Genomic DNA, 21,850 nt, shown 5'->3' on the forward strand with positions numbered 1-21,850 from the left:
GCCGACACCACGCCAGAGGAGCAAATATTATGGCGAGTGTAACAGACAGTTCTTCAGCTGCAGTCAATGCGGCCTCCGTGAGAGCAGAGCTGGCCACAAATGCGATCCGGGATCAAAATGATCAGGAACGGCAGGTGGCCGCACGTCTTGAAGAAGCGCAGGTCACAAATGAAGCAGAGCGCCGTGAGGCCCGGAAGATTCCAGGCCTCGGCAACGCTGTCGACATTTCAGTTTAATCAGACCTGACTGGCAAGCACCGTCTCAGGTGCCTTGCCGCACCATCGTACTCTCGATAAGTGACTTGGCCTCGCCGGATGCCCATTCGGCGGGGCCATACATTGTTCCGATTTCACAACCTTCAGGCCCGACAAGAATTGTCGTTGGTAATCCGGTGGCGCGGGCCACTTTGCGAAGATCCTGCAGCAGGGCGTTTGAACTGTCCTGATAAAACCCAAGATGGCCAACGCCGATCTCTTCCAGAAACGCTTTTGGTTTGTCGGGGCCTCCGCGATCCAGACTGACCGCTACGACTTCAAAATCTTCGCTGCCAAGGTCTGCCTGAAGTTCGTCCAGTGCCGGCATTTCCTTTCTGCACGGCGCGCACCAAGTCGCCCAAAGATTAAGAAGCACTGTTCTGTCTTTGAAATCGGCGAGGCTGACAGGCTGGTTGTCCGGCCCCATGAAGGTGAGCTGTTTCAACTCCAGGGGCTGGCTGGCAGGAATGAAAGCGGCAACTTCTCCCTTGGCGTGGGGCTTGGCGGCCTTGGCTGCTTCTAGAGCAACCGAACAGCTTTGAGCACTCGCGATATTGCCATTCGGTCCGGCGATCACGTATAGAGCCGCTACAGCGGCCACAGCACCAGCAAGCCCGGCTAGGACGAGACCTCGCCGTGAGTTTTTTGCAGGTTCGGTTGGCTTCGACATTCGTTCACACCTCGCAAGGGGCGCCTCTTAAAGGACAGGACATGAGCAATCGCATGTGGGGAGGCCGGTTCGCTGAAGGACCGGACGCCATCATGGAGGAGATAAACGCCTCCATCGACTACGACCGGAAGCTATATAAGCAAGACATCGACGGCTCGAAAGCCCATGTGCGCATGCTCGCAGATAAAGAGATCGTGACGCAGGACGATGCCGACAAGATCGTTCAAGGTCTAGACACAATCCTGTCAGAAATCGAAAGTGGCAAATTCAAGTTTTCCAGGGCGCTTGAAGACATTCATATGAATATCGAAGCCCGCCTTGCCGAACTGATCGGTCCAGCAGCTGGACGCTTGCATACGGCACGCTCCAGAAATGATCAGGTCGCGACGGATTTTCGCCTCTGGGTTCGGGACACGCTCGACACACTTGACGCGCAGCTGAGCGAATTGATGCAGGTTCTTTCGCAAAAGGCGGAAGTTCACGCTGCTGACGTCATGCCGGGCTTTACGCATCTCCAATCGGCACAACCTGTTACTTTCGGTCACCATATGCTTGCCTATGTGGAGATGTTCGCCAGAGATCGGGGCCGCGTGCGCGATGCCCGAAAACGCATGAATGAAAGCCCGCTGGGTGCTGCCGCGCTCGCGGGCACGTCCTTCCCGATCGATCGCAAGATGACGGCAGATGTACTTGGCTTTGACCGGCCTGCCGCCAATTCGCTGGATGCCGTTTCAGACCGTGATTTCGTGATCGAAGCTCTTGCTGCAGCGTCTTTGACCGCGATGCATCTTTCGCGTCTCGCTGAAGAGATTGTTATCTGGTGCTCCGCGCAATTCGGTTTCGTCAAGCTTTCGGACAAGTTCTCGACCGGCTCGTCGATCATGCCACAGAAGAAAAACCCGGATGCGGCCGAACTCGTGCGCGCAAAGACCGGACGGATCTATGGTGCCCTTCAGTCTCTCCTGGTGATGATGAAGGGTTTGCCGCTCACCTATTCCAAGGACATGCAGGAAGATAAAGAGCAGGCATTCGACGGCCTTGCCAGTGTATCGCTGGCCTTGGCGGCGATGACCGGAATGGTTCGGGATTTGGAGCCGGTGACCAAAGTCATGAAAAAAGCCGCCGGATCGGGATACTCAACCGCAACAGATCTCGCCGACTGGCTTGTGAGGGTGCTCGGACTGCCGTTCCGTGATGCTCATCATGTGACCGGGCGGATCGTTGCCATGGCGGTTGAAAAGAACGTCGAACTGCACAAAGTCTCGCTCGAAGAGATGCAAACTGTCGAGCCGAAGATCACCGATGAAATCTTTTCCGTGCTTTCGGTCGACAAGTCGGTGCGCAGTCGCACCAGCTATGGCGGAACGTCACCGGTCAATGTGCGCAAACAGGCCCGGCGGTGGCTCAAGGACCTCGCCAAGAGCTGACTTCTCGCACCAATTGGCCGATATCTTCGCATGACGGTTCAGTGCGGCCTTGCCGAATTCTGTCTGTCATGCGAGGAGAAGGACCGAATGCGAATTCCGGAAAGGGCAATTTTGTGATGACAACCCGGTTTGGAACTCTGGCGCTGATTGGCCTTTGCCTGAGCTTGACCCTGGCCGGGTGCGGCCGAAAGGGCTCACTTGATGAACCAGGGGCTGCCACACAGCAAACGTATGCCGGTGTTGATCCAGCTGATGCGCCGGCGCCGCCACCGACCGAGCCCCCAGCAAGCGACAAGACCTTTCCCTTGGATTTCCTCATTCGGTAGGATTTCCCGAACAGGAACAACGGCCGGTCCGCCGTAACGCTAATTCCGATCGTCCTGACTGCAGTTTGCAGCCTCGAACAAGGCAGGATGATCGATCCTTATGAGGGCATCCCTTGCACCACTTTGATTATAAAGATGGCGAACTCTACGCCGAAGACGTTTCGATCAGCGAGATCGCAAACGCCGTCGGAACGCCCTTCTACTGTTATTCGACCGCGACGCTTACCCGGCACTACCAGGTCTTCTCCTCCGCCTTTGACGATATTCCGTCTTTGGTGTGCTACGCCATGAAGGCAAACTCCAATCAAGCGGTACTGGCAACGCTTGCCGAGCTTGGCGCGGGTATGGATGTTGTGTCTGAAGGCGAATTGCGACGCGCACGCGCAGCCGGTGTGCCGGCCCAAAAGATCGTGTTTTCCGGGGTTGGAAAAACCGAGGCTGAACAAGCCTATGCGCTGGAAGAAGACATTCTTTGTTTCAATGTCGAATCTGAACCTGAGCTGCGTCAATTGTCGCGTGTTGCACAAGCTATGGGCAAGACTGCGCGCGTTTCGATACGCATCAATCCCGACGTGGACGCAAAAACGCACGCCAAAATTGCGACCGGCAAGGCAGAAAACAAGTTTGGCATTCCCTGGCAGCGTGCCCGTGAAGTGTATGCTGAGGCAGCACGGTTGCCGGGCATCCAAGTGACCGGCATCGACATGCATATCGGGTCCCAGATTACTGAGCTGGAACCATTCGACAATGCATTTGCAAGACTTGGGGACCTGATTTCGGATCTGCGCTCTGAAGGCCACAGGATTGATCATGTCGATCTTGGTGGAGGGTTGGGGATTCCCTATGTCACCGACAATAATCCGCCGCCACATCCGGACGCCTATGCCGAGGTGGTGAAGAAGCACGTCCGCGAGCTTGATTGCACTGTGATGTTTGAGCCCGGGCGCATGATTGCCGGCAATGCCGGGGTCATGGTCACCAGTGTCATTTACGTGAAAGAGGGTGCCGACAAGACCTTTGTGATCGTCGACGGAGCCATGAACGATCTCATTCGTCCAACCCTTTATGAGGCCCATCATGAGGTTCGACCGGTGAAGCAGGACGCCGGCGACGGGCAGCGAATCATGGCCGACATTGTTGGTCCTGTTTGCGAAACCGGCGATTTTCTGGCGCAAAACCGCGAAATGGCGGAAGTGAAGGCTGGGGATATGTTGGTGATTTATTCAGCGGGCGCATATGGCGCTGTGCAATCAAGCACCTATAACTCGCGCCTTCTTGTCCCGGAAGTCCTCGTAAATGCTGACCAATTTGCCGTCGTAAGGCCACGGACCAGCTTTGAGGAACTGATCGGACTCGACCGAATGCCCGACTGGCTCAAGGGTTCGTGACTTAATCTGCAGAGAATTAGTTGATCCAACAGGTTGCCGGACGGCCTCCAATGCCTCACCTTATTAGGGTGTGGGCAGATCCTGCGTGCTGAAATTTCACATGGAACAGCACTTGGCGGGATATGAACCGGAGGTGCCATTGAGCCCGAACGATAGCAATCAGCAGTCTGATCGGCCAGTCTATCCGGAACCTTATGGCTGGCGGAACGTCATCCGAGCACGCTTGAACCGTCTTGTCGGACAGAGCCGATGGGCACTTTTCGTCGAGCGGCTGTGGCGCGCGATGCTGCCGGTCTTTGTCGTTGTCGGGATCTTTGTCGGCCTTTCCTGGCTGGGGCTGTGGATGCTGCTGCCGGCCTGGGTGTCACCTCTGGGTCTTGTCGGATTTGCAGCCCTTGTAATCTGGTCTGCGCGAGATCTTGTGAACGTTCGCTGGCCCTCTCGCGAGGATGCCCTGCATCGGGTTGAAAATGCGTCGGGGGTAGACCACCGGCCGCTGACAACGCTTGAGGACGATCTTTCGGTTGGTGTGGCAAATGCCGAAAGCCAGGCCATATGGGCCCTTCATCAGCGCCGAACCGCAGAGCGGCTGGCCGCGATCAAATCAAAAGCGCCTGATCCGCAGGCTTTCAGGCGCGATCCCTGGGCGGTGCGTGTTCTTGCTGCCAGTCTGGTCCTGATTGGTTTTGTGACGGCGCAAGGCGATCATACCGGTCGTCTGGTTTCCGCTTTCCAGAACCCGTTCACAAGCGTTGAGCCTCCAAGCCGCCTGGATGCCTGGGTTACGCCGCCGTTATATACCAGCGAACCTCCGATCTATCTCACTGGCGAAAGTGCGCAGTTGCGCGATCCATCCGCCCCGGTTTCCGTTCCCGAGGGCTCGGTGCTGGTGGTCAGGACGCAAGGCGCTCGTGAACTGGTGATGACGTTTGCCGGTGCAGATGATGTTGAACCAACCACGATCGAGCCCGAGGCACTGTCTGAGACAGAGGATCCCGAACTGCAGAAACTGCTGCCGGTCGAGCGCAAGATCACGCTGGAAACAACAGGTGTTGTTGAACTCAGATCCGGTGACGAGCCGTTCCTGAACTTTGTCTTTGCCGTGCGTCCGGATGATGCGCCTGAAATTCGTCTGACAGACGATCCTGAGGAACAGCTTAGCGGCGCACTGAAATTTTCTTATCTGGTCAATGACGACTACGGCGTCGTTGCCGCGGAAGCACGCATTTCGCCGCTGCCAAACCCGGATCACGGGGGCCGTGTGCCGCGTCCCCTTGTCGAAGCGCCTCAATTTCCGCTTTCATTGCCACCGCGGGCTGGTACCGCGAAGACCGCGGAAACCATTCGGGACCTGACGTCTCACCCCTGGGCCGGTTCGGAAGTTGATCTGACATTGTTGGCGCGTGATCAGGCTGGACAGGAAGGCCTGTCGCCGGCTTATCGCATCACTCTGCCGCAACGCCGTTTCGGCAAACCGCTCGCCAGAGCGATCGTGGAGCAGCGTCGGAACCTGGCACTTGATGCACAAAACCATGATCAGGTGATCATTGCCTTCGACGCATTGATGCTTGCGCCGCAATTGTTCGACTTCAAGGCGCGAAACTACCTTGGTATGCGCTTTGCCTATGGCGAATTGCTTCAGGCAAATTCCGATGAGGAATTGAAAGCGTTGTTGCCGCTTCTCTGGGATCTGGCACTGTCAATCGAAGATGGCGACCTGTCGGCGGCGGAACGCAAACTGCGGGACGCGCAAGAGGCATTACGCAAGGCGCTGGAAGAAGGGGCGAGCGATGAAGAAATCGCCAAGCTGACGCAGCAATTGCGCGAAGCCCTGAATGAATACATGCAGGCGCTTGCTGAGCAAATGCGGCAGAACCCGCAGGCCATGCAGCCTTTCGATGGCAATCAGCAAACGCTCAGCCAACAAGATTTGTCCGAGATGCTGAACCGGATCGAAGAGCTGGCGCGCACAGGGTCGCGCGACGCTGCCCGCGAATTGTTGGCTCAGATGCAGCAGATGCTGGAAAACCTGCAGGCAGGGCGCCCTCAGATGATGCCCAACAACATGTCCAGCGAAATGATGGAGATGCTCAATCAGCTTGGCGAAATGATCCAGCGTCAACAGCAGCTGATGGATGAAACGCATCAGTTCAATCAAGACCAGCAGAACCAGCGTCGCGGCGAGCAGCAGCAGGGCCAACAAGGCCAGCAAGGACAGGGCCAGCAGCAGCAAATGACCCGCGAGCAGCTTGAACAGATGCTGGAACAACTGCAACAGGGTCAGGGAAACCTGGCTCAGCAGCTGGAACAGCTGATGGAACAGTTGCAGCAAAACGGTATGGGCCAGAGCCAGGAGCTTGGCGAGGCGGGCGAATCCATGGGCGATGCCCAACAGTCGCTTGGCGAAGGCGAGGGGCAACAAGCACTCGGACAGCAGGGGAACGCGCTTGATGCTCTCAGGCGTGGTGCTCAGGGCCTGACAGAGCAAATGATGGGGCAAGGCGAAGGTGCCGGATCCCCGAATGGACCCTCGCCCATGGACGAAGATCCGCTCGGCAGACCACGCCGGACCGAAGGACCCGACTTCAACAACCGAGTACAGATCCCGGATGAGATCGACGTTCAAAGGGCGCGGCGCATTCTGGAAGAGCTTCGCCGGCGGTTCTCAGATCCATCCCGTCCGCAGCTGGAGCTGGACTATCTGGAACGGCTGTTGAAGAGATATTGATCTTCCCGCATGCGGCTTACAATTAAGAAACCCCCGTTCTTTGAGCGGGGGTTTTGCGTTTCAGATCCGATCTGCTTACTGGGACAATGCCCGGCTTTAGGCGTAGCGGCGGGTGTCCTGTGGCATATCGCCTGCAATGGCATCGCGAACGGCCTTGCGGATGTCGGCAAGTGAAAATGGCTTGGTGATGATGTCGTGAACAAGGCTCTCCAAACCATTTGCCCGTTCGCGCTGATCGGCAAAGCCTGTCATCAGCAGGATTGGCATGTCCGGATAGTCGCGCGCTGTGTGCAGCGCGAGCGCGATGCCATCCATGACAGGCATCTTGATGTCGGATAGCAAAAGGTCGTACTTGCCGTCTTCACGGGTGAGAATTTCAATCGCTTCGCCACCATCTTCAGCGGCTTCGACAGTGTGCCCGTCCAATTCGAGCGCGCGTTTCACAAAGCTGCGAACCGCTTCGTCGTCTTCCGTAAGAAGAATGCGAGCCATGCTCACTCTCCTGTTTTGCCGTCTGCAGCAGCCTCCCCGGGTGCAGCAACGTATCCAATATAAGGCAACTGCCGCCAGGCGTGGCCCATATCCATACCATATCCGACGACAAACTTATCAGGACAGGCAAAACCGACATAGTCGGCAGATATGGCAGCTTTACGGCGCTCGGGTTTGTCGAGCAAAGCTACGATCTTCACAGAGCGTGCACCGCGGTTCTTCAAACGCTCGCGAGCGAAGGCCAAGGTGCGGCCGGATTCCAGAATATCATCCACCAGAACTATATCGCGGTCGTTAACGTCACTTTCAACATCGCGCAAAATCCGGATGTTTTCCGAGCCTTCGGTTCCCGCGCCATAAGACGAGAGATGAATGAACTCCATCTCCGGCTCCAATCCGGCGCGGTGCATGGCCCGGACGAGGTCGGCGGCAAAAATGAAGCTTCCCTTCAGCACGGCTACAACAAGCAGTTTTTCCGGTTTTCCTTCAGCTATTTCCTCCGCAAGCGCGGCAACTCTGGTGGAAATGGCATCTTCGTCAAACAACGTATGAATATTGGCGGTCATGGTCACTCAAGCACTATCTGGCGTTTGCCGCGATCAACAAACCGGATCTGAATATCCGATGCGCCCTCCGGCGGATCGGCTAATATCGTCCTAAAGCGGGTTTCGTCCAGCCCATTTAATGCGCGAGTGCGTGGTTCAACCGTCCAAGCATAAACTTCTTGAAGGTCCGGACTGCGAATGGAGAGCCGTACAGCCGGAACACTGTTGGTCTCGTTCTGAAGATTGCGGATTGACCCCTCAACAACGAGAACACGCTTGCCGTCTTCAACTTCGGTAAAGGTTCTGAGGTTGCGGAATTCAAGTCCGCGCAAATTGACGTCAAATCCGATAACCTGAAACAGGCTTGCCAGATCCGGCGATTGTTTGACGATGTTGTCCCGCATCAGGACGAAGACGGCACAGATCGCAATTGCGGCCGCAAAGAGCGAAACCCCTCCAATGCGCCGGAAATTCAGGCGGGCAAACAGGTTGAACAGCGCACCCAGGTGATTGCGGCGAAACTTGTCGGGGTTAACGATGATCTTCGGCCGCTTCGCGGAGCTTTCGATATCCGCGTTCGCTGAAGGATCTTCGCCGCCGCTGTCCTCGTTCAGGTCTGCGGCAAATCGATCCTCATCGGATCCAATATTGGGTTCGGAAACAGGTTCGGAAAAACTCTCCGTCTCTTCTTCGTCTTCGATGTCGGGTTCAGACAGGTCTTCCGGTTCGCTGTTGTCTTCGGCCTCAGCCTCAGCGTCTTCCTCAGCATCCTTTGCCCAGTCGGCTTCGTCCTTGTCTTCGGTCGGACCTTTGTTGACGCTGACACCCGTCGTGCCTGTCGTGCCGTTGGCGGCCTCGAAGTCAACGTTGCCTTCTTCTTCTTCCTCCGGTTTGGCGAACCAGCGGTTTCCGCATTTGGCACATTTGACACTTCGGCCGTCTGCGCCGAGCGCCTCTGACTTTATTTCGTAGGACGTACTGCAGTCCGGACATTTGATCTTCATGCGCGAAGACCTTTCGTCATGGCTTGCTTGCGCGTTTCGTTTACGTAACCGACAAAGTCGGAATCCGGCACGAAATATGGGACAAGGGCCAGCAAATCCGATGACGGGCTTTCAGTTATCTAATGGACCTTTATATGATTAATGGAACGTTAACGGCCAGGCATTAGAGCGGGTTTGGAACAGTTACGTTGAATTGTTGGTGGATAGCCACATGTAGAGGGCTCCCTGAGGCCGGGTACGGCATGGTGAGATTGGTGGCCACAGGATAGATTCAGCGCACTGCTTGAGCCCTCGATAGGAGTCAACTGAGTGATCCGGTTCGAAAATGTCGGACTAAGATATGGCATGGGACCTGAAATCCTGCAGGATCTGACGTTTCAGATCGAGCCGCAGTCGTTTCAGTTTCTCACAGGGCCGTCCGGCGCCGGCAAGACAAGCTTGATCAGGCTCCTCTTCATGTCCTTGCGCCCCACCCGAGGCCTGATAAAGGTTTTCGATCGGGACTTGAGCGTGATTGACAAGCAGGAACTGCCGCGACTTCGACGCAAGATCGGGGTTGTGTTCCAGGACTTTCGGCTGCTGGACCATCTGACGACCTATGAAAACGTGGCCTTGCCGCTGCGCGTGATCGGCAAGGACGAAAGCGAATACCGCTCGGACGTCATCGATCTCTTGAAATGGGTTGGGCTTGGCGAGCGGATGCATGCCTTGCCGCCGGTCCTGTCAGGTGGAGAAAAGCAGCGTGCGGCGATTGCACGTGCCCTGATCACCCGGCCCGAGGTCTTGTTGGCTGACGAACCGACGGGCAACGTTGACCCGCCGCTTGCGCGCCGGTTGTTGCGCCTGTTCATCGAATTAAACAAACTGGGCACATCTGTCATCATCGCGACTCACGATATCGCATTGCTGGAACAGGTGGATGCCCGACGTATGGTGCTTGCCGACGGGCGCCTTTCAATCTTCGATTAGGCGGCAGAATGGCCCAGTCCGACGACACCGACAATCAGCAAAGCGTCGACGCCGAGGTTAAGCCGGCCCGTAAGAAAGCGCGTCCCAAAAGATCAAAGCGCATCAAGCGCAAAGTTGCGCCTAAGCCGAAAAAGACCGAACAGACCGAAGATTCCAAGTTGAGGCCGGCTGCGGCCATCGTACCACCGCAATCCGTTGCAGGACGAGCGCTCACGCTTGTAGTGGCAATCATGAGTTTTCTGGCATGTCTGACGGTTGGTGCGGTTTCCATTGTCTGGGATGCGGCCGACGCCTGGCAGAACGATCTGGTTCGCGAGATCACGATCCAGATCCGACCGACCGAAGGCGTCGATATGCTGCGAGAGATCGACAAGGCCGTCGCTCTTGCGCAAGAGTTTCCGGGAATCGGTTCGGTTCGCGCCATGTCTGACGACGAAACCAAAGCGTTGCTCGAACCCTGGCTAGGCGAAGGTCTGCAACTGGACGGGCTGCCGGTGCCTCGGCTAATCCAGATAACCGTGGCTGATCCCGACCAGCTCAATCTCGAGCAGCTGTCTTCCACCGTTTCTCAAAATGTCGTAGGCGCAAGTCTCGACGATCATTCGGTCTGGACGTCTCGCCTGTCTGCCATGGCGGGTGCCGTGGTGGCCGGAGGATTTGCAATCATGATCCTCGTTCTCGGATCCATGGTGCTCAGTGTGGTCTTCGCCACGCAATCAGCCATGGCTGGTAACAAGGACGTTGTTTCAGTGCTCCATTTTGTTGGCGCAGAAGACAGTTTCATCGCGCGTGAATTTCAGCGCCACTTTCTGATGCTGGGCCTCAAGGGCGGCATATCGGGTGGCGTGGCCGCTATCCTGAGCTTCCTGCTGCTCGATATGCTGACACGGCAGGGGTCGGGCCAGGCAAGTTCCGATCAACTCTCGGCATTGGTCGGCTCCGTATCTGTCAGCTTGCCGGGATATTTCGGTGTTTTCGGCGTGGTATTCCTGGTCGCGATCCTCACTGCATTGACATCCGGTCTTGCGGTGAAAGCCCATCTTGCAAAAGTGGATTGATTTTTCGGAGCAAATGCCGCGAAATTGGCCGAATCACTTATCATAGTCCCGCCATGTCACATGCCAACACAGTCATAGAGCCTGGTCTGGAAGACGGTGTCCCCATCGTCTCGGATTCGCATGTGAACGTGTCATCGGACGAATCGAGACCTGCCTCAAGAAGTTTGAAGCCCGTGCAGACCGGCGCAAAGCCAAGGCGTAAGAAGCGTTTCGGCCTGCGATTTGCGCTGGTTGCCGTTCTTACCGCGTTTATCGGCGCGGCACTCGGACAGTTTCTGGTTTTTGCCCATCAAGTAACCGGTGCGAAAGTTCCCGGCAGCGCCAATGCCGATGCAATCGTGGTGCTTACGGGTGGTCAGGCCCGGGTCAATGAGGCCATACGTCTTCTGGAAGAAGGGCGGGCAAGCAGGCTGCTGATATCTGGCGTTCATCCGGGGACAACGCGTGAGCAGCTTGCTGCGGTGACGGCTTCGGACATGCCCCTTGAAAAAAACAGCGTCGATCTTGACCGGGTTGCCCTAAATACCGCTGGCAACGCTGCAGAAACGGCCAACTGGGTCCGAAAGAACGGGTTTTCTTCCTTGCTGGTTGTGACCAGCGCTTATCACTTGCCGCGAGCCGAGGTTGAACTCTCCGGTGCACTGCCCAAGGTGGATCTGATTGCCTATCCGGTGTTCTCAAAAGACCTGAACCTGAATGACTGGTACAGGGAACCGGCAACGATCCGGCTTCTCATGCGCGAATATGTGAAGTATATCCTCGCCCGACTGCGGATTACCGTGAGGGGTGTGAGCTGAAGCTGATCAGCGCATAGCCGGAGCGGCTCCCGCCCAATCCAGCATTTACGGGTTCCATGGTTTTACTGCGCTCCAGCCTTTTTCAGGTTCTGTTCTATTCGGTCACTTTCGTTCTGATGATCCTGTTTTCGCCCGTGATGCTGCTGCCACGCAAATGGGGCTGGTGGGTCGTGCCGGTCTGGGCCAAGGTTCTATTGCTGCTGATGCGCATCACTGTTGGCCTGAAAGTTGAGGTGCGCGGCCGCGAAAACCTGCCGGATGGCGGGTTCATTGCCGCCATGAAACACCAGTCGGCCTGGGAGACAGTGTCACTGATACCGCTGTTTTCCAGCCCAACCTTTATTCTGAAACGTGAGTTGCGCTGGATTCCGATCTTCGGCTGGTACACGGCCAAATTCAAACAAATCCCGATCAACCGGGGAAAACGTTCCGAAGCGCTCGCGGCAATGATGGAGGCGGCCAAGGAAGCCATCGCAGAGAAGCGCCAAATCCTGATCTTTCCGGAAGGCACGCGTCGACCGGCAGGGGCTGAGCCTAAATACAAGTACGGCATTGCGCATCTCTATAAAGACTTGCGATGTCCTGTCGTGCCGATCGCCCACAACGCCGGACTGTACTGGCCGCGCTCTTCCTGGAAGGTTTATCCAGGCACCGTTGTCGTTGATATCCTTCCGCCGATCCAGCCCGGCCTGCCGGCAGACGTCTTTCACGAACGCATGGTTCGAGAAATCGAGACCGCAAGCAATCGCCTTATTGACGAAGCAAGGCGGGGTCCAAAGCCTTCTCCGGTGCTGGAAACCATTGCGACATCCCCAAACTGATGTTCTGACGAGCTCAGGCTTCGGCATTCTCACGAAGCCGCGAGGGCGTCACAAGACTTGTTCTTGCTGGAGTTTTTCCACGCTAAGGGTTTGTTTTTGGCAATTCAGTAAAAGCTTCAGTTATATTTGACGTATTTAAGTAACGTGCTGCACACGGCGCTGTGAATTATGTATTCTTAAGTAAACACGTCATCACATGACGGTTATCCGTGTTTTTTTCTCGAAATCAATCCCCACATGAGGTTTGCAGCGTTCAAGAGGCGCAAGCAAGATGCAGTATCGAAGTTTCGGGGCGGCATCAAATCTTAAACGAGTAAACAAACACGGAGCTTTAAAATGCGTACTATCAAGAAAACACTGTCAACTGTTGTTGCAGCTACTTTCGTTTCCGGTGCTCTCATCGGCGGTGCATTTGCACAATTCCCGGATCAGTCCGTTGGCGACCTGAATGGCAACAACCCTGTTTCTATCCAGCAGATGCGGATTGCGAACGAAAAAGCACTGCGTTCTTCCGGCAAACTGAGCACCAAGAGCTTCGTCAACCGCGCTGCAGTCGCAGACTTCCCGGATCAGACAGTTGGTGATTCAAACGGCAACACTCCGGTTCCGGTTCGTGCACAGGCAACGCGCAAGACCGACAGCAACCTTCTGATCCTGCCTTTCATCGGCGACTGGAACGGTAGCGGCAAAGACGGTTTCCCGCGTCAGTAATCTTCGACCCGAAAAACCTCCCGACTAAAAAGAAAGGGCCGCGCTCCGAGCGTGGCCTTTCTTTTTTGTTTTGAGGAAGAAAATATGCGGATGGATGCTGCTTTACTTAAGTAAACAGGTAAACACAGCAGCGTGAACTCGTATATTTAAGTAAACACCAGTTCACATAGAGGTTATTTCGGTTTTTTTCTCAAAATCAGTTCCTACATCGGGTGTGCAGCGTTGATAAGACGCAAACAGATGCAGTATCGAAGTTTCGGGGCGGCATCATTTCTTAACTGAGTAAATACATACGGAGCTTTAAAATGCGTACTTCCAAGAAAATCCTGTCGACTGTTGTTGCAGCTACTTTCGTTTCCGGTGCCCTCATCGGCGGCGCTTTCGCACAGTTTCCTGATCAGACTGTCGGTGATCTGAACGGTAACAACCCTGTTTCCATCCAGCAAATGCAGATCGCTAACGCCAAAGCACTTCGCGATGCCGGCAAACTGAACACCAAAAGCTACGTCAACCGCGCTGCAGTTGCAGACTTCCCGGATCAGACAGTTGGTGATTCCAACGGCAACACTCCGGTTCCGGTTCGCGTTCAGGCAACTCGCGCCAGCGACAGCAACCTGACGATCCTGCCTTTCATCGGCGACTGGAACGGCACTGCCAAAAAAGGTTTCCCTCACCAGTAAGTCTTTTCAAGAGCATCTGCTCTTGAGAAAAGAAAGGGCCGCGCAGTTTGCGCGGCCTTTCTTCGTTGGAGCCAAGCCCTGGGTTTGCAGCTCCTTCTTCAGGGATTGCCAGTGCCTTTCAGCTGGCCGGCCAACCAGGCGAGAGCCGTGTCGGCGATGCCCATTTCTTCCAGATGTGCAGCTGTGTTGATGACATATTCCGGGTTCTTGCCGGACTTCCCGACGGCGCCTTCGACGATCTCGAGTTGTTTTTCAGGCGGAAGTGCACCGGCGTATTGCGGATGACCGTGGTCGACCATGTAGACCAGTGCCTTGACCTTCTCGCCACTGCCCAGTTCCACGTGGTGCCAGTGTTCCTTGTAGACCATCGTGGTTTGTTCGCGTGCACGGAGATATTCAAGCGTTTGAGGCCAGATATCTTCTGAGACCTGGTAGGCAAGTCCTCTGCAAGCGCCGCCATTGTCGAGGCCGAAGACCAGGCCCGGTCTTTCCTGAGTGCCGCGATGAACCCAGGAATAGACGCAAAGCGCGCGATGAGCCCCTCGCAAGAGCGCTTGTTCAGCGCGCAGGTGATCAAATCCGGGGTTCCACATCAAGGACCCGTAGCCAAAGACCCAAAAATCGCTCATATCACCCTGTCTTCTAATTGCGCAGGTGCGGAGATAACAATCTGTGGCCGCCGATTCAATGCTGCTGACCTGCAGCGAATTACAGGAAGGTAAGGGAACACGTGTCCAGCAAAGAGAAGCTGCCCTCAAAACCAACCAAACGGCGGTACATTATCCTGATGTCCGTCCTCGCGATTGTCGTACTTGGTTGGTCTGCAGTCTGGTTTATCGGCAGATCATTGCTTCACGAGCAGCTCAATTCCCAGATGAACACCATGGCGGCGCAGGGGCTGGAGGTATCTTGTGCCGATCTGGCGATCAATGGATTTCCCTTTCGCTATGAAGTCTCTTGCAGGCAAATGATATCTGCGGACCGTTCGGGCGCTGCCGCAAAACTCGGCGGCCTCCAAGCCGTCGCCCTGATTTACAACCCGACACACATTATTTTTGAGGCCGGAGCACCGGCCGTAATGGATATTCCGCTTTCAGGCATGTCCGGTGACATGACTTGGAAAACCGCCCGGGCCAGCATGAAATTCGGGTCCGGCGCACTCGGCAAACTCGATGCGGTGGTTGAAAAACCCGAAGCTGTTTTGAACAACCCGGTCTCTACAGGCAGTTTCGCCGCAGAAAAGGCGGAGTTGCATGTGCGGCAGTCGGATGGAGAAGCCGATTTTTTCGAAGGGTTCCTGTCTGTCGATGCCCTTCAGTTGCGGTCATTGCCCAACCTGCAGGATGCTGTCGATTTACGGGCGCATCTGCAAATTCCTGGTGGTGCGGCTCTGTTGGCAGGTGCGAATCTCCCCTGGCTGGTGCAGTCAAACGGGGGCGAATTGCCAATAAAGCTTGTCGTGTTCGATGCAAATCTGGGTGAAAGCCGGGTTAAGGCGGGCGGCGATTTCGTCGTCAACGGGGACGGCACATTGTCCGGAACACTGGATCTGTCGCTTGGAAATGCCGAGGCTCTTATCGGAGCATTCAAACCGCTTGCGCCCACGGGAGATCGGACACTGGCACTGATGGAGCAGGTGTTGAAAAGCCTGGATCCTTTGGCCAGCGAGGTCGATGGCGTCAAGACGGTGCCATTGAAGGTCAATATCGATCGCGGGATCGCCCGGATCGGACTTCTCCCGCTGCCGCCGATCCCGCCATTGTTCCAGGCCGGTTTCTGATCCGTCAGGTCGGCCTGCGATCAGTCACCTGCAACACGATCGATCGGGATCAGATAGCTTTTGCGATGGTCCGGTTCGGCCAGCTTTTCATAAAGCGCAACAGCCGGTGTGTTCTTGCCCGGCACGATCCAGCGCAAATGTAGCCAACCGCGGCTCTTTCCTTCCGAGACGAGAGTTTCAATCATGCGGCGGCCGACACCCTTGTTGCGGTGATCCGGATGAACATAAATGTCGTCCATCTGACCAATGCGCAATCCGGTGATCAGTTCCGGGAGATCGAAAAATACGGCAAAGCCGATCAGCATGTCACCTTCGAACGCACCGATCGCTTCCGCGGTCTTATCAGCAAGAATACGTTCGGCGTAGTATTCATCCGGGCGCCGCGGCGCGCCACGTCTCAGTGCCTGAGCATTTTCAGCAATGAGTGGCGCAAGCTGATGGGCATCATTCAGCCCAAGGGCTCTGATTTCCAGTGTTGTCATGAAGTCCCCGAAAGTGACAGGTCAGTGAATTGAGCCACAACATGTCCTGAAACGGGTATCGGGATCAAGAACCTTGTCAATTTGCGGTGCGGCTCTTTCGCCGACTTGAATTTCATGTCATCACCGCGGCTTCGATTTGGCATGGACAGGATAGATGACCGAAAGCGGACGCCTGAAAGCAACGCTCATTGGATTGAGCGCGGTCCTGATGTGGGCGACGCTGGGTCTGTTTGGCGCAGGGTCAGGCAATGTGCCTCCTTTTTTGCTCAATGCGCTTTGTTTTGGCATTTCCGGATCGCTGGCTTTTGTCTGGCTTGCGGTGTCAGGCAAGTTGGGCCAGCTGCGCCAGCCGCTGAAAGTCTGGGCCTTTGGGACTGTCGGGCTGTTCGGCTTTCACTTCTTTTATTTTACAGCCATTCGCAATGCACCGCCGGTGGAAGCCAACCTCATAAATTACACCTGGCCCTTGCTGATCGTGGTGTTTTCGGCCTTCCTGCCCGGGGAGCATCTACGCTTTCATCATGTTGTCGGTACCCTCCTGGGTCTTGCGGGGGCTGTTCTCCTGATTACAGGCGGAGAAGGACTGAATTTTTCGGGCGGGTCGGCACTTGGATATGGCGCGGCGGTTGCTTCGTCCCTTTTCTGGTCAAGTTATTCCGTCTTGTCGCGGCGGCTGGGAAAGGTGCCAACGGAAGCCGTTGCCGGGTTCTGCCTGATGACGGCGCTGCTCTCGGCCCTTTGTCATGTCGCTCTGGAGGATACCGTCTGGCCAGAAGGCTCTCTTGAATGGGCGTCAGTGGCAGCGCTGGCACTCTTCCCGGTCGGTCTGGCGTTTTTCACCTGGGATGTCGGCGTCAAGCGCGGCGATATTCAGGTGCTGGGCGCTGCTGCCTACTCCGCACCATTACTTTCGACGCTTCTCCTGATTGCTTTTGGCTTTGGGGCTCTGACGCTCTCGGTCGCGATCGCCTGTGTCGCGATCACACTCGGCGCAGTGATCGCGGCAAAGGACATGCTGTTCAAAAAACGCAACGGCAAAGCCACATGATTTTTCCGGACCGGTCTTCCCCCTTCGGCTGATTTCAATTGAGAAATCGATCCTCTAGATTAACTGGAATTCCGTTTCCTGTTGAATGTTGAGATCACTCTATGTCTGCACCGTTCCGTCCCCGTCGCTCCGCACTCTATATGCCGGGTTCAAACGCCAGAGCGCTTGAAAAGGCGAAGTCGCTTGACGTCGACTGCCTTCTTCTTGATCTGGAAGATGCCGTGGCACCGGACGCAAAGGATCTGGCGCGATCTCAGATCGTAGAGGCTGTTTCAGCTGGCGGTTATGGGTCCAGGGAGGTTGTCGTCCGGATCAACGGTATTGATACCCCCTGGGGCGAAGCGGACCTTGAGGCAGCGGTCGGGGCAAATCCGGATGCGGTGCTCGTGCCAAAGGTGAACAGTCCTGCCGATCTTCAAAGGGTTGCGCACAAGATCTCAGCACTTGGCGGTTCGCCTGACTTGAAGCTATGGGCGATGATGGAAACCCCGGAGGCCATGTTGAATGCAGGTGCCATCGGCGCCTGTGGCAAGGATACTCAGGTTCGGTTGTCCTGCTTTGTCATGGGAACCAACGATCTTGCAAAGGAAACGCGTGCCCGCCTCTCACCGGGGCGGGCTGCCATGATGCCCTGGCTGATGACCTGCGTTGCGGCCGCCCGTGCCGGCGGTATCGATATTCTGGATGGCGTTTTCAATGCGTTTCAAGATGAAGACGGATTTGCCGAAGAGTGTGCTCAAGGGGCCGACATGGGGATGGACGGCAAAACGCTTATCCATCCCAAGCAGATCGTTTCCTGCCACAAGGCCTTCAGCCCGACTGAAGACGAGATTGCCTGGGCTCGAAAGATCAACGCGGAGTTCGAGAAGCCGGAAAACTCCGACAAGGGGGCAATTCAGGTCGACGGCAAGATGGTTGAGCGCCTCCACGCGGAAATGGGCAAAAGGGTGATCGGCATCGCCGATAGCATCGCGGCCCGTGGTTGACAGTGGCGTAAGCCGTTACAAGCAATAGATAGAGCCCCAGTTGTACTCCCTGGAGGTGGTGTAAGATCGAAAACGTTCGATTTTGTGCCACCGAACCGGTGTATTCGGGAGTGCTTGGAATTTCGACTTTATCTGCCGATTGATTGCGAGCAGAACGTTGTTCGCATTGCCTAATTCTTAAGCGGCGATTGCAAAATAATTTCGCACGTTTTGACTTTTAGCAAGGCAGTCACCCCGCTCTTTCTTTACCGTGAACCTCAAGCTGAATAGGCAACCGGCTGAAAACCGGTGTTTTCAGTGTGTTTGAGGCACGGTCAGTGCAGCTTGAGCAATTCGGATCACCAAGAACGAAATGAGGCCTTTGAGGATCAGAAAACCCACCGATTCCTGAAGGATAGGCAATTTGACGACTCCCTCTCCCAGCCGAAGAAACTTTTTAAGGGGACGGTTCCGCGCTGTAGACGCAAATGTCATGCGGCCACCCGGATCGGTTTCCGAGTTCGCCAAGCTATGTACAGAGTGCGGCGATTGCGTTTCGGCCTGTCCGGAGAAGATCATTCGAGTCGGCGAAGACCGCCTTCCAGTCGTTGATTTTGCTTTGGGCGCGTGCACGTTTTGCGATAGCTGTGCCGAAGCCTGCACGTCGGGCGCGCTGGTCGCCGGGCAGGTTGAAAGCTGGATCTGGCGCGCCGAAGTTCAAGAAAATTGCTTTTCTTTGCAAGGCGTTATGTGCCGCACCTGCGAAGATGTCTGTGAGCCGAGAGCCATTCGATTCAAGCTTGCGGTTGGCGGCAAGGCCGAGCCGGTCATTGATCTTGATCAATGCACTGGGTGCGGCGAATGCGCACACTCTTGCCCGGCACAAGCTGTCCAATTCAAGAGAGCTCAAGATTTGAGCGCGAGGGAGAAAACATGAATATCTGCGGCTGCCTGGTCCACGTGACCACGGGAGCGGTTGAGGCCGCTCGCGCCGGCATCGAGGCGATGCCCGGAACGGAAGTTCATGCTGCCAGCGAAGATGGCCGCCTCGTGGTCGTTGTCGAAGACACCGAAACCACCATTGCTTCCGACCAAATCATGGCCATGCACCAAATTCCCGGCGTGATGTCCGTCACGCTCAACTACCACCACTTCGAGGACCTGTCGCAGCCGGATGCTTGCGCCACTCCCTAATGCCGGAGACCTGATATGACTATCTCGGAATCCCGCCGCACGTTCCTGAAAGCGACTGCAGCGGCAAGCACTGCCGCCGCCGCAGGCATTCCGCTGACCGCTGGATCTGTCGTGGCGCAGCCCCGTTCCCCGGATATCCGCTGGGACAAGGCCGCTTGCCGATTCTGTGGCACCGGATGTTCTGTTCTGGTGGGCACAAAGGAAGGCCGGGTTGTTGCGACTCAGGGCGACCCGGATGCACCCGTGAACCGTGGGCTCAATTGCATCAAGGGCTACTTCCTGTCGAAGATCATGTACGGCAAGGATCGCCTGACAACCCCGCTCCTGCGCATGAAGAACGGCGCTTTTGACAAGAATGGCGACTTCGAGCCGGTGAGCTGGGACCAAGCCTTCGACGTCATGGCCGAAAAATGGAAAGAGGCGCTGGCCAAAAAGGGGCCGACCTCCGTCGGTATGTTCGGATCCGGTCAGTGGACTGTCTGGGAAGGCTATGCCGCCGCCAAATTCATGAAAGCGGGCCTTAGGTCCAACAATATCGACCCAAATGCCCGTCACTGCATGGCGTCCGCGGTGGTCGGATTCATCCGTGCCTTCGGCATCGATGAGCCGATGGGCTGCTATGACGACCTGGAGCACGCCGACACGTTCGTGCTTTGGGGATCGAACATGGCGGAGATGCACCCGATCTTGTGGTCGCGTCTGACGGATACGCGCCTGACCAAGCCGGATTGCGAAGTCCATGTCCTGTCAACATTCGAGCATCGCTCATTCGAACTGGCCGACAACGGCATGGTGTTCGCGCCGCAGACGGATCTGGCGATCCTGAACTACATCGCCAACTACATTATTCAGAACGATGCGGTGAACTGGGACTTCGTCAACGCTCACGTCAACATCAAGAAGACCGATACGGATATCGGATATGGTTTGCGTGACAGCAATCCGCTTCAACAGGAAGCCGCCAATCCCAATTCCGGCAAGCTTTCAGACATGAGTTTCGATGAGTATGCGGCATCCGTTGCCGAATATACCGTGGACAAAGTGTCCGAGTTGTCCGGGGTTCCGGCTGAGCAGCTGGAGCGCATGGCCCAGCAATATGCCGATCCGAACCGGAAGGTTATGTCTCTCTGGACAATGGGCTTCAATCAGCACACCAGAGGATCCTGGGTCAACGGCCTGATGTACAACGTCCATCTTCTGACGGGTAAGATTTCAGAGCCAGGCAATTCACCCTTCTCGCTGACCGGTCAGCCTTCGGCCTGCGGCACGGCACGTGAGGTCGGTACCTTTGCACACCGACTGCCTGCCGACATGGTTGTGGCCAATGACAAGCACCGTGAAATCTGCGAGACCGCTTGGAACATTCCTGCCGGAACCATTCCGGCGAAGCCCGGTTTCCACGCAGTTCTGCAGCATCGTAAGCTGAAGGACGGTGATCTCAACGCCTATTGGGTCCAGTGCACCAACAACATGCAGGCGGCGCCCAACATGAATGAGGAAGGGCTCCCGGGATACCGGAACCCCGACAACTTCATTGTCGTCTCAGACCCCTATCCGACCGTCACGGCCCTGGCTGCCGACCTGATCCTGCCCACGGCCATGTGGGTGGAAAAGGAAGGAGCTTATGGCAACGCCGAGCGCCGCACACAGTTCTGGCGTCAGCAGGTCAGCCCTCCGGGCGATGCCAAGTCGGATGTCTGGCAGATCATTGAGTTCTCCAAGCGTTTCACGGTTGAGGAAGCCTGGGGTGAGGAACTGGTTGCCAAGAAACCCGAACTGGCTGGCAAGACACTTTACGAAGTGCTGTTTGCCAACGGCGTGGTGAACAAGTTCCCATTGTCCGAAACGGCCGAAGGTTTCGAAAACGACGAATCCAAGGATTTCGGGTTTTACGTCCAGAAAGGCCTGTTTGAAGAATATGCCGAATTCGGCCGCGGTCATGCGCACGATCTGGCACCGTTCGACGTCTACCATCAGGCACGTGGCCTGCGGTGGCCGGTTGTTGACGGCAAGGAGACGCTTTACCGCTTCCGCGAGGGGTATGACCCCTACGTTGCGGAAGGCAAAGGTGTCGAGTTCTACGGCAAGCCTGACGGCAGAGCGAATATCATCTTCGCGCCTTATGAAGCCGCAGCTGAAAGCCCGGACGAAGAATTCGATCTCTGGCTCTGCACCGGTCGCGTGCTCGAACACTGGCATTCAGGGTCGATGACCCGCCGGGTGCCGGAACTTCACAGGGCTTATCCATCAGCGGTCGTCTACATGCATCCCGATGATGCGCGTGCACGTGATCTGCGTCGCGGTCAGGAAATCCTGATCTCCACACGTCGGGGCGAGATGCTCAGCCGAGTGGAAACGCGCGGCCGGAACAAGCCGCCGAAAGGCCTGGTGTTTGTGCCCTGGTTCGACGAGGGACAGCTCATCAACAAGCTGACGCTCGACGCAACCTGCCCACTGTCCAAGGAAACCGACTTCAAGAAGTGCGCTTGTAAAGTCGAGCGCGCCTGATTG

At 56.1% G+C, this 21,850-nt stretch carries 22 protein-coding genes; 16 read left to right on the plus strand and 6 right to left on the minus strand.

Annotated elements, in window-relative coordinates:
• Window positions 1-29: 29 nt before the first annotated feature.
• Window positions 30-236: a hypothetical protein gene (locus K1718_RS02570; RefSeq protein WP_152499262.1), complete on the plus strand. Its 207-nt coding sequence runs from the start codon at window positions 30-32 to the stop codon at window positions 234-236.
• A gap of 25 nt (window positions 237-261) precedes the next feature.
• On the opposite strand, the gene tlpA is transcribed toward K1718_RS02570, so the two are convergent.
• Window positions 262-924: a thiol:disulfide interchange protein TlpA gene (gene tlpA / locus K1718_RS02575; protein WP_265679845.1), complete on the minus strand. Its 663-nt coding sequence runs from the start codon at window positions 922-924 to the stop codon at window positions 262-264.
• A 41-nt stretch (window positions 925-965) separates the two neighbouring features.
• On the opposite strand from tlpA, the gene argH reads away from it, so the two are divergent.
• From argH to K1718_RS02595, 3 genes are all read left to right on the plus strand, one after another.
• On the plus strand, window positions 966-2,351 hold the full coding sequence (gene argH / locus K1718_RS02580; RefSeq protein ID WP_152499264.1) for an argininosuccinate lyase: 1,386 nt from the start codon (window positions 966-968) through the stop codon (window positions 2,349-2,351).
• A 439-nt stretch (window positions 2,352-2,790) separates the two neighbouring features.
• Window positions 2,791-4,065, plus strand: a complete 1,275-nt coding sequence (gene lysA / locus K1718_RS02590; protein ID WP_265679844.1) for a diaminopimelate decarboxylase — start codon at window positions 2,791-2,793, stop codon at window positions 4,063-4,065.
• 100 nt (window positions 4,066-4,165) lie between these two features.
• Complete coding sequence (locus K1718_RS02595) at window positions 4,166-6,793, plus strand: TIGR02302 family protein (RefSeq protein ID WP_265679843.1); 2,628 nt, start codon at window positions 4,166-4,168, stop codon at window positions 6,791-6,793.
• Between the two features lie 96 nt (window positions 6,794-6,889).
• Here the strand turns inward: K1718_RS02595 and K1718_RS02600 are convergent, their stop codons facing one another.
• From K1718_RS02600 to K1718_RS02610, 3 genes are read right to left on the minus strand one after another with little or no spacing between them, the layout of a single operon-like run.
• Window positions 6,890-7,285, minus strand: a complete 396-nt coding sequence (locus K1718_RS02600) for a response regulator (RefSeq protein ID WP_265679842.1) — start codon at window positions 7,283-7,285, stop codon at window positions 6,890-6,892.
• A 2-nt stretch (window positions 7,286-7,287) separates the two neighbouring features.
• Entirely contained in the window at window positions 7,288-7,851 is a 564-nt protein-coding gene (hpt, locus tag K1718_RS02605; protein ID WP_152499269.1) for a hypoxanthine phosphoribosyltransferase, read from the minus strand.
• Between the two features lie 2 nt (window positions 7,852-7,853).
• On the minus strand, window positions 7,854-8,834 hold the full coding sequence (locus K1718_RS02610) for an MJ0042-type zinc finger domain-containing protein (protein WP_265679841.1): 981 nt from the start codon (window positions 8,832-8,834) through the stop codon (window positions 7,854-7,856).
• Between the two features lie 309 nt (window positions 8,835-9,143).
• Between K1718_RS02610 and ftsE the strand changes: the two genes are divergently transcribed.
• The 6 genes from ftsE (at window position 9,144) to K1718_RS02640 (ending at window position 13,870) form a co-directional block, all read left to right on the plus strand.
• Window positions 9,144-9,803 (plus strand): cell division ATP-binding protein FtsE, encoded by a 660-nt coding sequence (ftsE, locus tag K1718_RS02615; protein ID WP_152499271.1) that lies wholly within the window; start codon window positions 9,144-9,146, stop codon window positions 9,801-9,803.
• Between the two features lie 8 nt (window positions 9,804-9,811).
• Complete coding sequence (locus K1718_RS02620) at window positions 9,812-10,861, plus strand: cell division protein FtsX (protein WP_152499272.1); 1,050 nt, start codon at window positions 9,812-9,814, stop codon at window positions 10,859-10,861.
• 53 nt (window positions 10,862-10,914) lie between these two features.
• Window positions 10,915-11,658, plus strand: coding sequence for a YdcF family protein (locus K1718_RS02625; RefSeq protein WP_152499273.1), 744 nt, complete (start codon window positions 10,915-10,917; stop codon window positions 11,656-11,658).
• Between the two features lie 56 nt (window positions 11,659-11,714).
• Entirely contained in the window at window positions 11,715-12,479 is a 765-nt protein-coding gene (locus K1718_RS02630) for a lysophospholipid acyltransferase family protein (protein ID WP_265679840.1), read from the plus strand.
• Window positions 12,480-12,815: 336 nt separating this feature from the next.
• On the plus strand, window positions 12,816-13,190 hold the full coding sequence (locus tag K1718_RS02635) for a hypothetical protein (protein ID WP_152499275.1): 375 nt from the start codon (window positions 12,816-12,818) through the stop codon (window positions 13,188-13,190).
• A 305-nt stretch (window positions 13,191-13,495) separates the two neighbouring features.
• On the plus strand, window positions 13,496-13,870 hold the full coding sequence (locus tag K1718_RS02640) for a hypothetical protein (protein WP_152499276.1): 375 nt from the start codon (window positions 13,496-13,498) through the stop codon (window positions 13,868-13,870).
• Window positions 13,871-13,968: 98 nt separating this feature from the next.
• On the opposite strand, the gene K1718_RS02645 is transcribed toward K1718_RS02640, so the two are convergent.
• Entirely contained in the window at window positions 13,969-14,499 is a 531-nt protein-coding gene (locus tag K1718_RS02645; protein ID WP_265679839.1) for a gamma-glutamylcyclotransferase, read from the minus strand.
• A 101-nt stretch (window positions 14,500-14,600) separates the two neighbouring features.
• On the opposite strand from K1718_RS02645, the gene K1718_RS02650 reads away from it, so the two are divergent.
• Window positions 14,601-15,650 carry a DUF2125 domain-containing protein gene (locus K1718_RS02650; protein WP_265679838.1) on the plus strand — a complete coding sequence of 350 codons (1,050 nt, stop codon included), beginning with the start codon at window positions 14,601-14,603 and terminating at the stop codon, window positions 15,648-15,650.
• A 20-nt stretch (window positions 15,651-15,670) separates the two neighbouring features.
• Here the strand turns inward: K1718_RS02650 and K1718_RS02655 are convergent, their stop codons facing one another.
• Entirely contained in the window at window positions 15,671-16,132 is a 462-nt protein-coding gene (locus tag K1718_RS02655) for a GNAT family N-acetyltransferase (RefSeq protein ID WP_152499279.1), read from the minus strand.
• 154 nt (window positions 16,133-16,286) lie between these two features.
• Here K1718_RS02655 and yddG point away from each other — a divergent pair, with 154 nt between their 5' ends.
• The 5 genes from yddG (at window position 16,287) to napA (ending at window position 21,847) form a co-directional block, all read left to right on the plus strand.
• On the plus strand, window positions 16,287-17,180 hold the full coding sequence (gene yddG / locus K1718_RS02660) for an aromatic amino acid exporter YddG (protein WP_152499280.1): 894 nt from the start codon (window positions 16,287-16,289) through the stop codon (window positions 17,178-17,180).
• Between the two features lie 101 nt (window positions 17,181-17,281).
• Entirely contained in the window at window positions 17,282-18,166 is an 885-nt protein-coding gene (locus K1718_RS02665; protein ID WP_265679837.1) for an HpcH/HpaI aldolase/citrate lyase family protein, read from the plus strand.
• Window positions 18,167-18,638: 472 nt separating this feature from the next.
• A complete protein-coding gene (locus K1718_RS27490) occupies window positions 18,639-19,082 on the plus strand; it encodes a ferredoxin-type protein NapF (protein WP_418068105.1) in 444 nt (147 codons plus the stop codon).
• Window positions 19,079-19,339: a chaperone NapD gene (locus K1718_RS02675; protein WP_152499283.1), complete on the plus strand. Its 261-nt coding sequence runs from the start codon at window positions 19,079-19,081 to the stop codon at window positions 19,337-19,339. Before K1718_RS27490 ends, K1718_RS02675 begins: the two co-directional genes overlap by 4 nt.
• Window positions 19,340-19,354: 15 nt before the next feature.
• Window positions 19,355-21,847: a nitrate reductase catalytic subunit NapA gene (gene napA / locus K1718_RS02680; protein WP_152499284.1), complete on the plus strand. Its 2,493-nt coding sequence runs from the start codon at window positions 19,355-19,357 to the stop codon at window positions 21,845-21,847.
• The last annotated feature ends 3 nt before the right edge of the window (window positions 21,848-21,850 follow it).

It is taken from the genome of Roseibium porphyridii (genome assembly GCF_026191725.2).
Taxonomy (GTDB): domain Bacteria; phylum Pseudomonadota; class Alphaproteobacteria; order Rhizobiales; family Stappiaceae; genus Roseibium; species Roseibium porphyridii.

What these genes read in the sequence shown, in the direction of transcription:
- K1718_RS02570 (WP_152499262.1), top strand. Translation starts at nt 30, where the DNA reads ATGGCGAGTGTAACAGACAGTTCTTCAGCTGCAGTCAATGCGGCCTCC.
- tlpA (WP_265679845.1), bottom strand. Translation starts at nt 924, where the DNA reads ATGTCGAAGCCAACCGAACCTGCAAAAAACTCACGGCGAGGTCTCGTC.
- argH (WP_152499264.1), top strand. Translation starts at nt 966, where the DNA reads ATGAGCAATCGCATGTGGGGAGGCCGGTTCGCTGAAGGACCGGACGCC.
- K1718_RS02595 (WP_265679843.1), top strand. Translation starts at nt 4,166, where the DNA reads ATGGAACAGCACTTGGCGGGATATGAACCGGAGGTGCCATTGAGCCCG.
- K1718_RS02600 (WP_265679842.1), bottom strand. Translation starts at nt 7,285, where the DNA reads ATGGCTCGCATTCTTCTTACGGAAGACGACGAAGCGGTTCGCAGCTTT.
- hpt (WP_152499269.1), bottom strand. Translation starts at nt 7,851, where the DNA reads ATGACCGCCAATATTCATACGTTGTTTGACGAAGATGCCATTTCCACC.
- K1718_RS02610 (WP_265679841.1), bottom strand. Translation starts at nt 8,834, where the DNA reads ATGAAGATCAAATGTCCGGACTGCAGTACGTCCTACGAAATAAAGTCA.
- K1718_RS02620 (WP_152499272.1), top strand. Translation starts at nt 9,812, where the DNA reads ATGGCCCAGTCCGACGACACCGACAATCAGCAAAGCGTCGACGCCGAG.
- K1718_RS02625 (WP_152499273.1), top strand. Translation starts at nt 10,915, where the DNA reads ATGTCACATGCCAACACAGTCATAGAGCCTGGTCTGGAAGACGGTGTC.
- K1718_RS02630 (WP_265679840.1), top strand. Translation starts at nt 11,715, where the DNA reads ATGGTTTTACTGCGCTCCAGCCTTTTTCAGGTTCTGTTCTATTCGGTC.
- K1718_RS02635 (WP_152499275.1), top strand. Translation starts at nt 12,816, where the DNA reads ATGCGTACTATCAAGAAAACACTGTCAACTGTTGTTGCAGCTACTTTC.
- K1718_RS02640 (WP_152499276.1), top strand. Translation starts at nt 13,496, where the DNA reads ATGCGTACTTCCAAGAAAATCCTGTCGACTGTTGTTGCAGCTACTTTC.
- K1718_RS02645 (WP_265679839.1), bottom strand. Translation starts at nt 14,499, where the DNA reads ATGAGCGATTTTTGGGTCTTTGGCTACGGGTCCTTGATGTGGAACCCC.
- K1718_RS02655 (WP_152499279.1), bottom strand. Translation starts at nt 16,132, where the DNA reads ATGACAACACTGGAAATCAGAGCCCTTGGGCTGAATGATGCCCATCAG.
- yddG (WP_152499280.1), top strand. Translation starts at nt 16,287, where the DNA reads ATGACCGAAAGCGGACGCCTGAAAGCAACGCTCATTGGATTGAGCGCG.
- K1718_RS02665 (WP_265679837.1), top strand. Translation starts at nt 17,282, where the DNA reads ATGTCTGCACCGTTCCGTCCCCGTCGCTCCGCACTCTATATGCCGGGT.
- K1718_RS27490 (WP_418068105.1), top strand. Translation starts at nt 18,639, where the DNA reads ATGCGGCCACCCGGATCGGTTTCCGAGTTCGCCAAGCTATGTACAGAG.
- K1718_RS02675 (WP_152499283.1), top strand. Translation starts at nt 19,079, where the DNA reads ATGAATATCTGCGGCTGCCTGGTCCACGTGACCACGGGAGCGGTTGAG.
- napA (WP_152499284.1), top strand. Translation starts at nt 19,355, where the DNA reads ATGACTATCTCGGAATCCCGCCGCACGTTCCTGAAAGCGACTGCAGCG.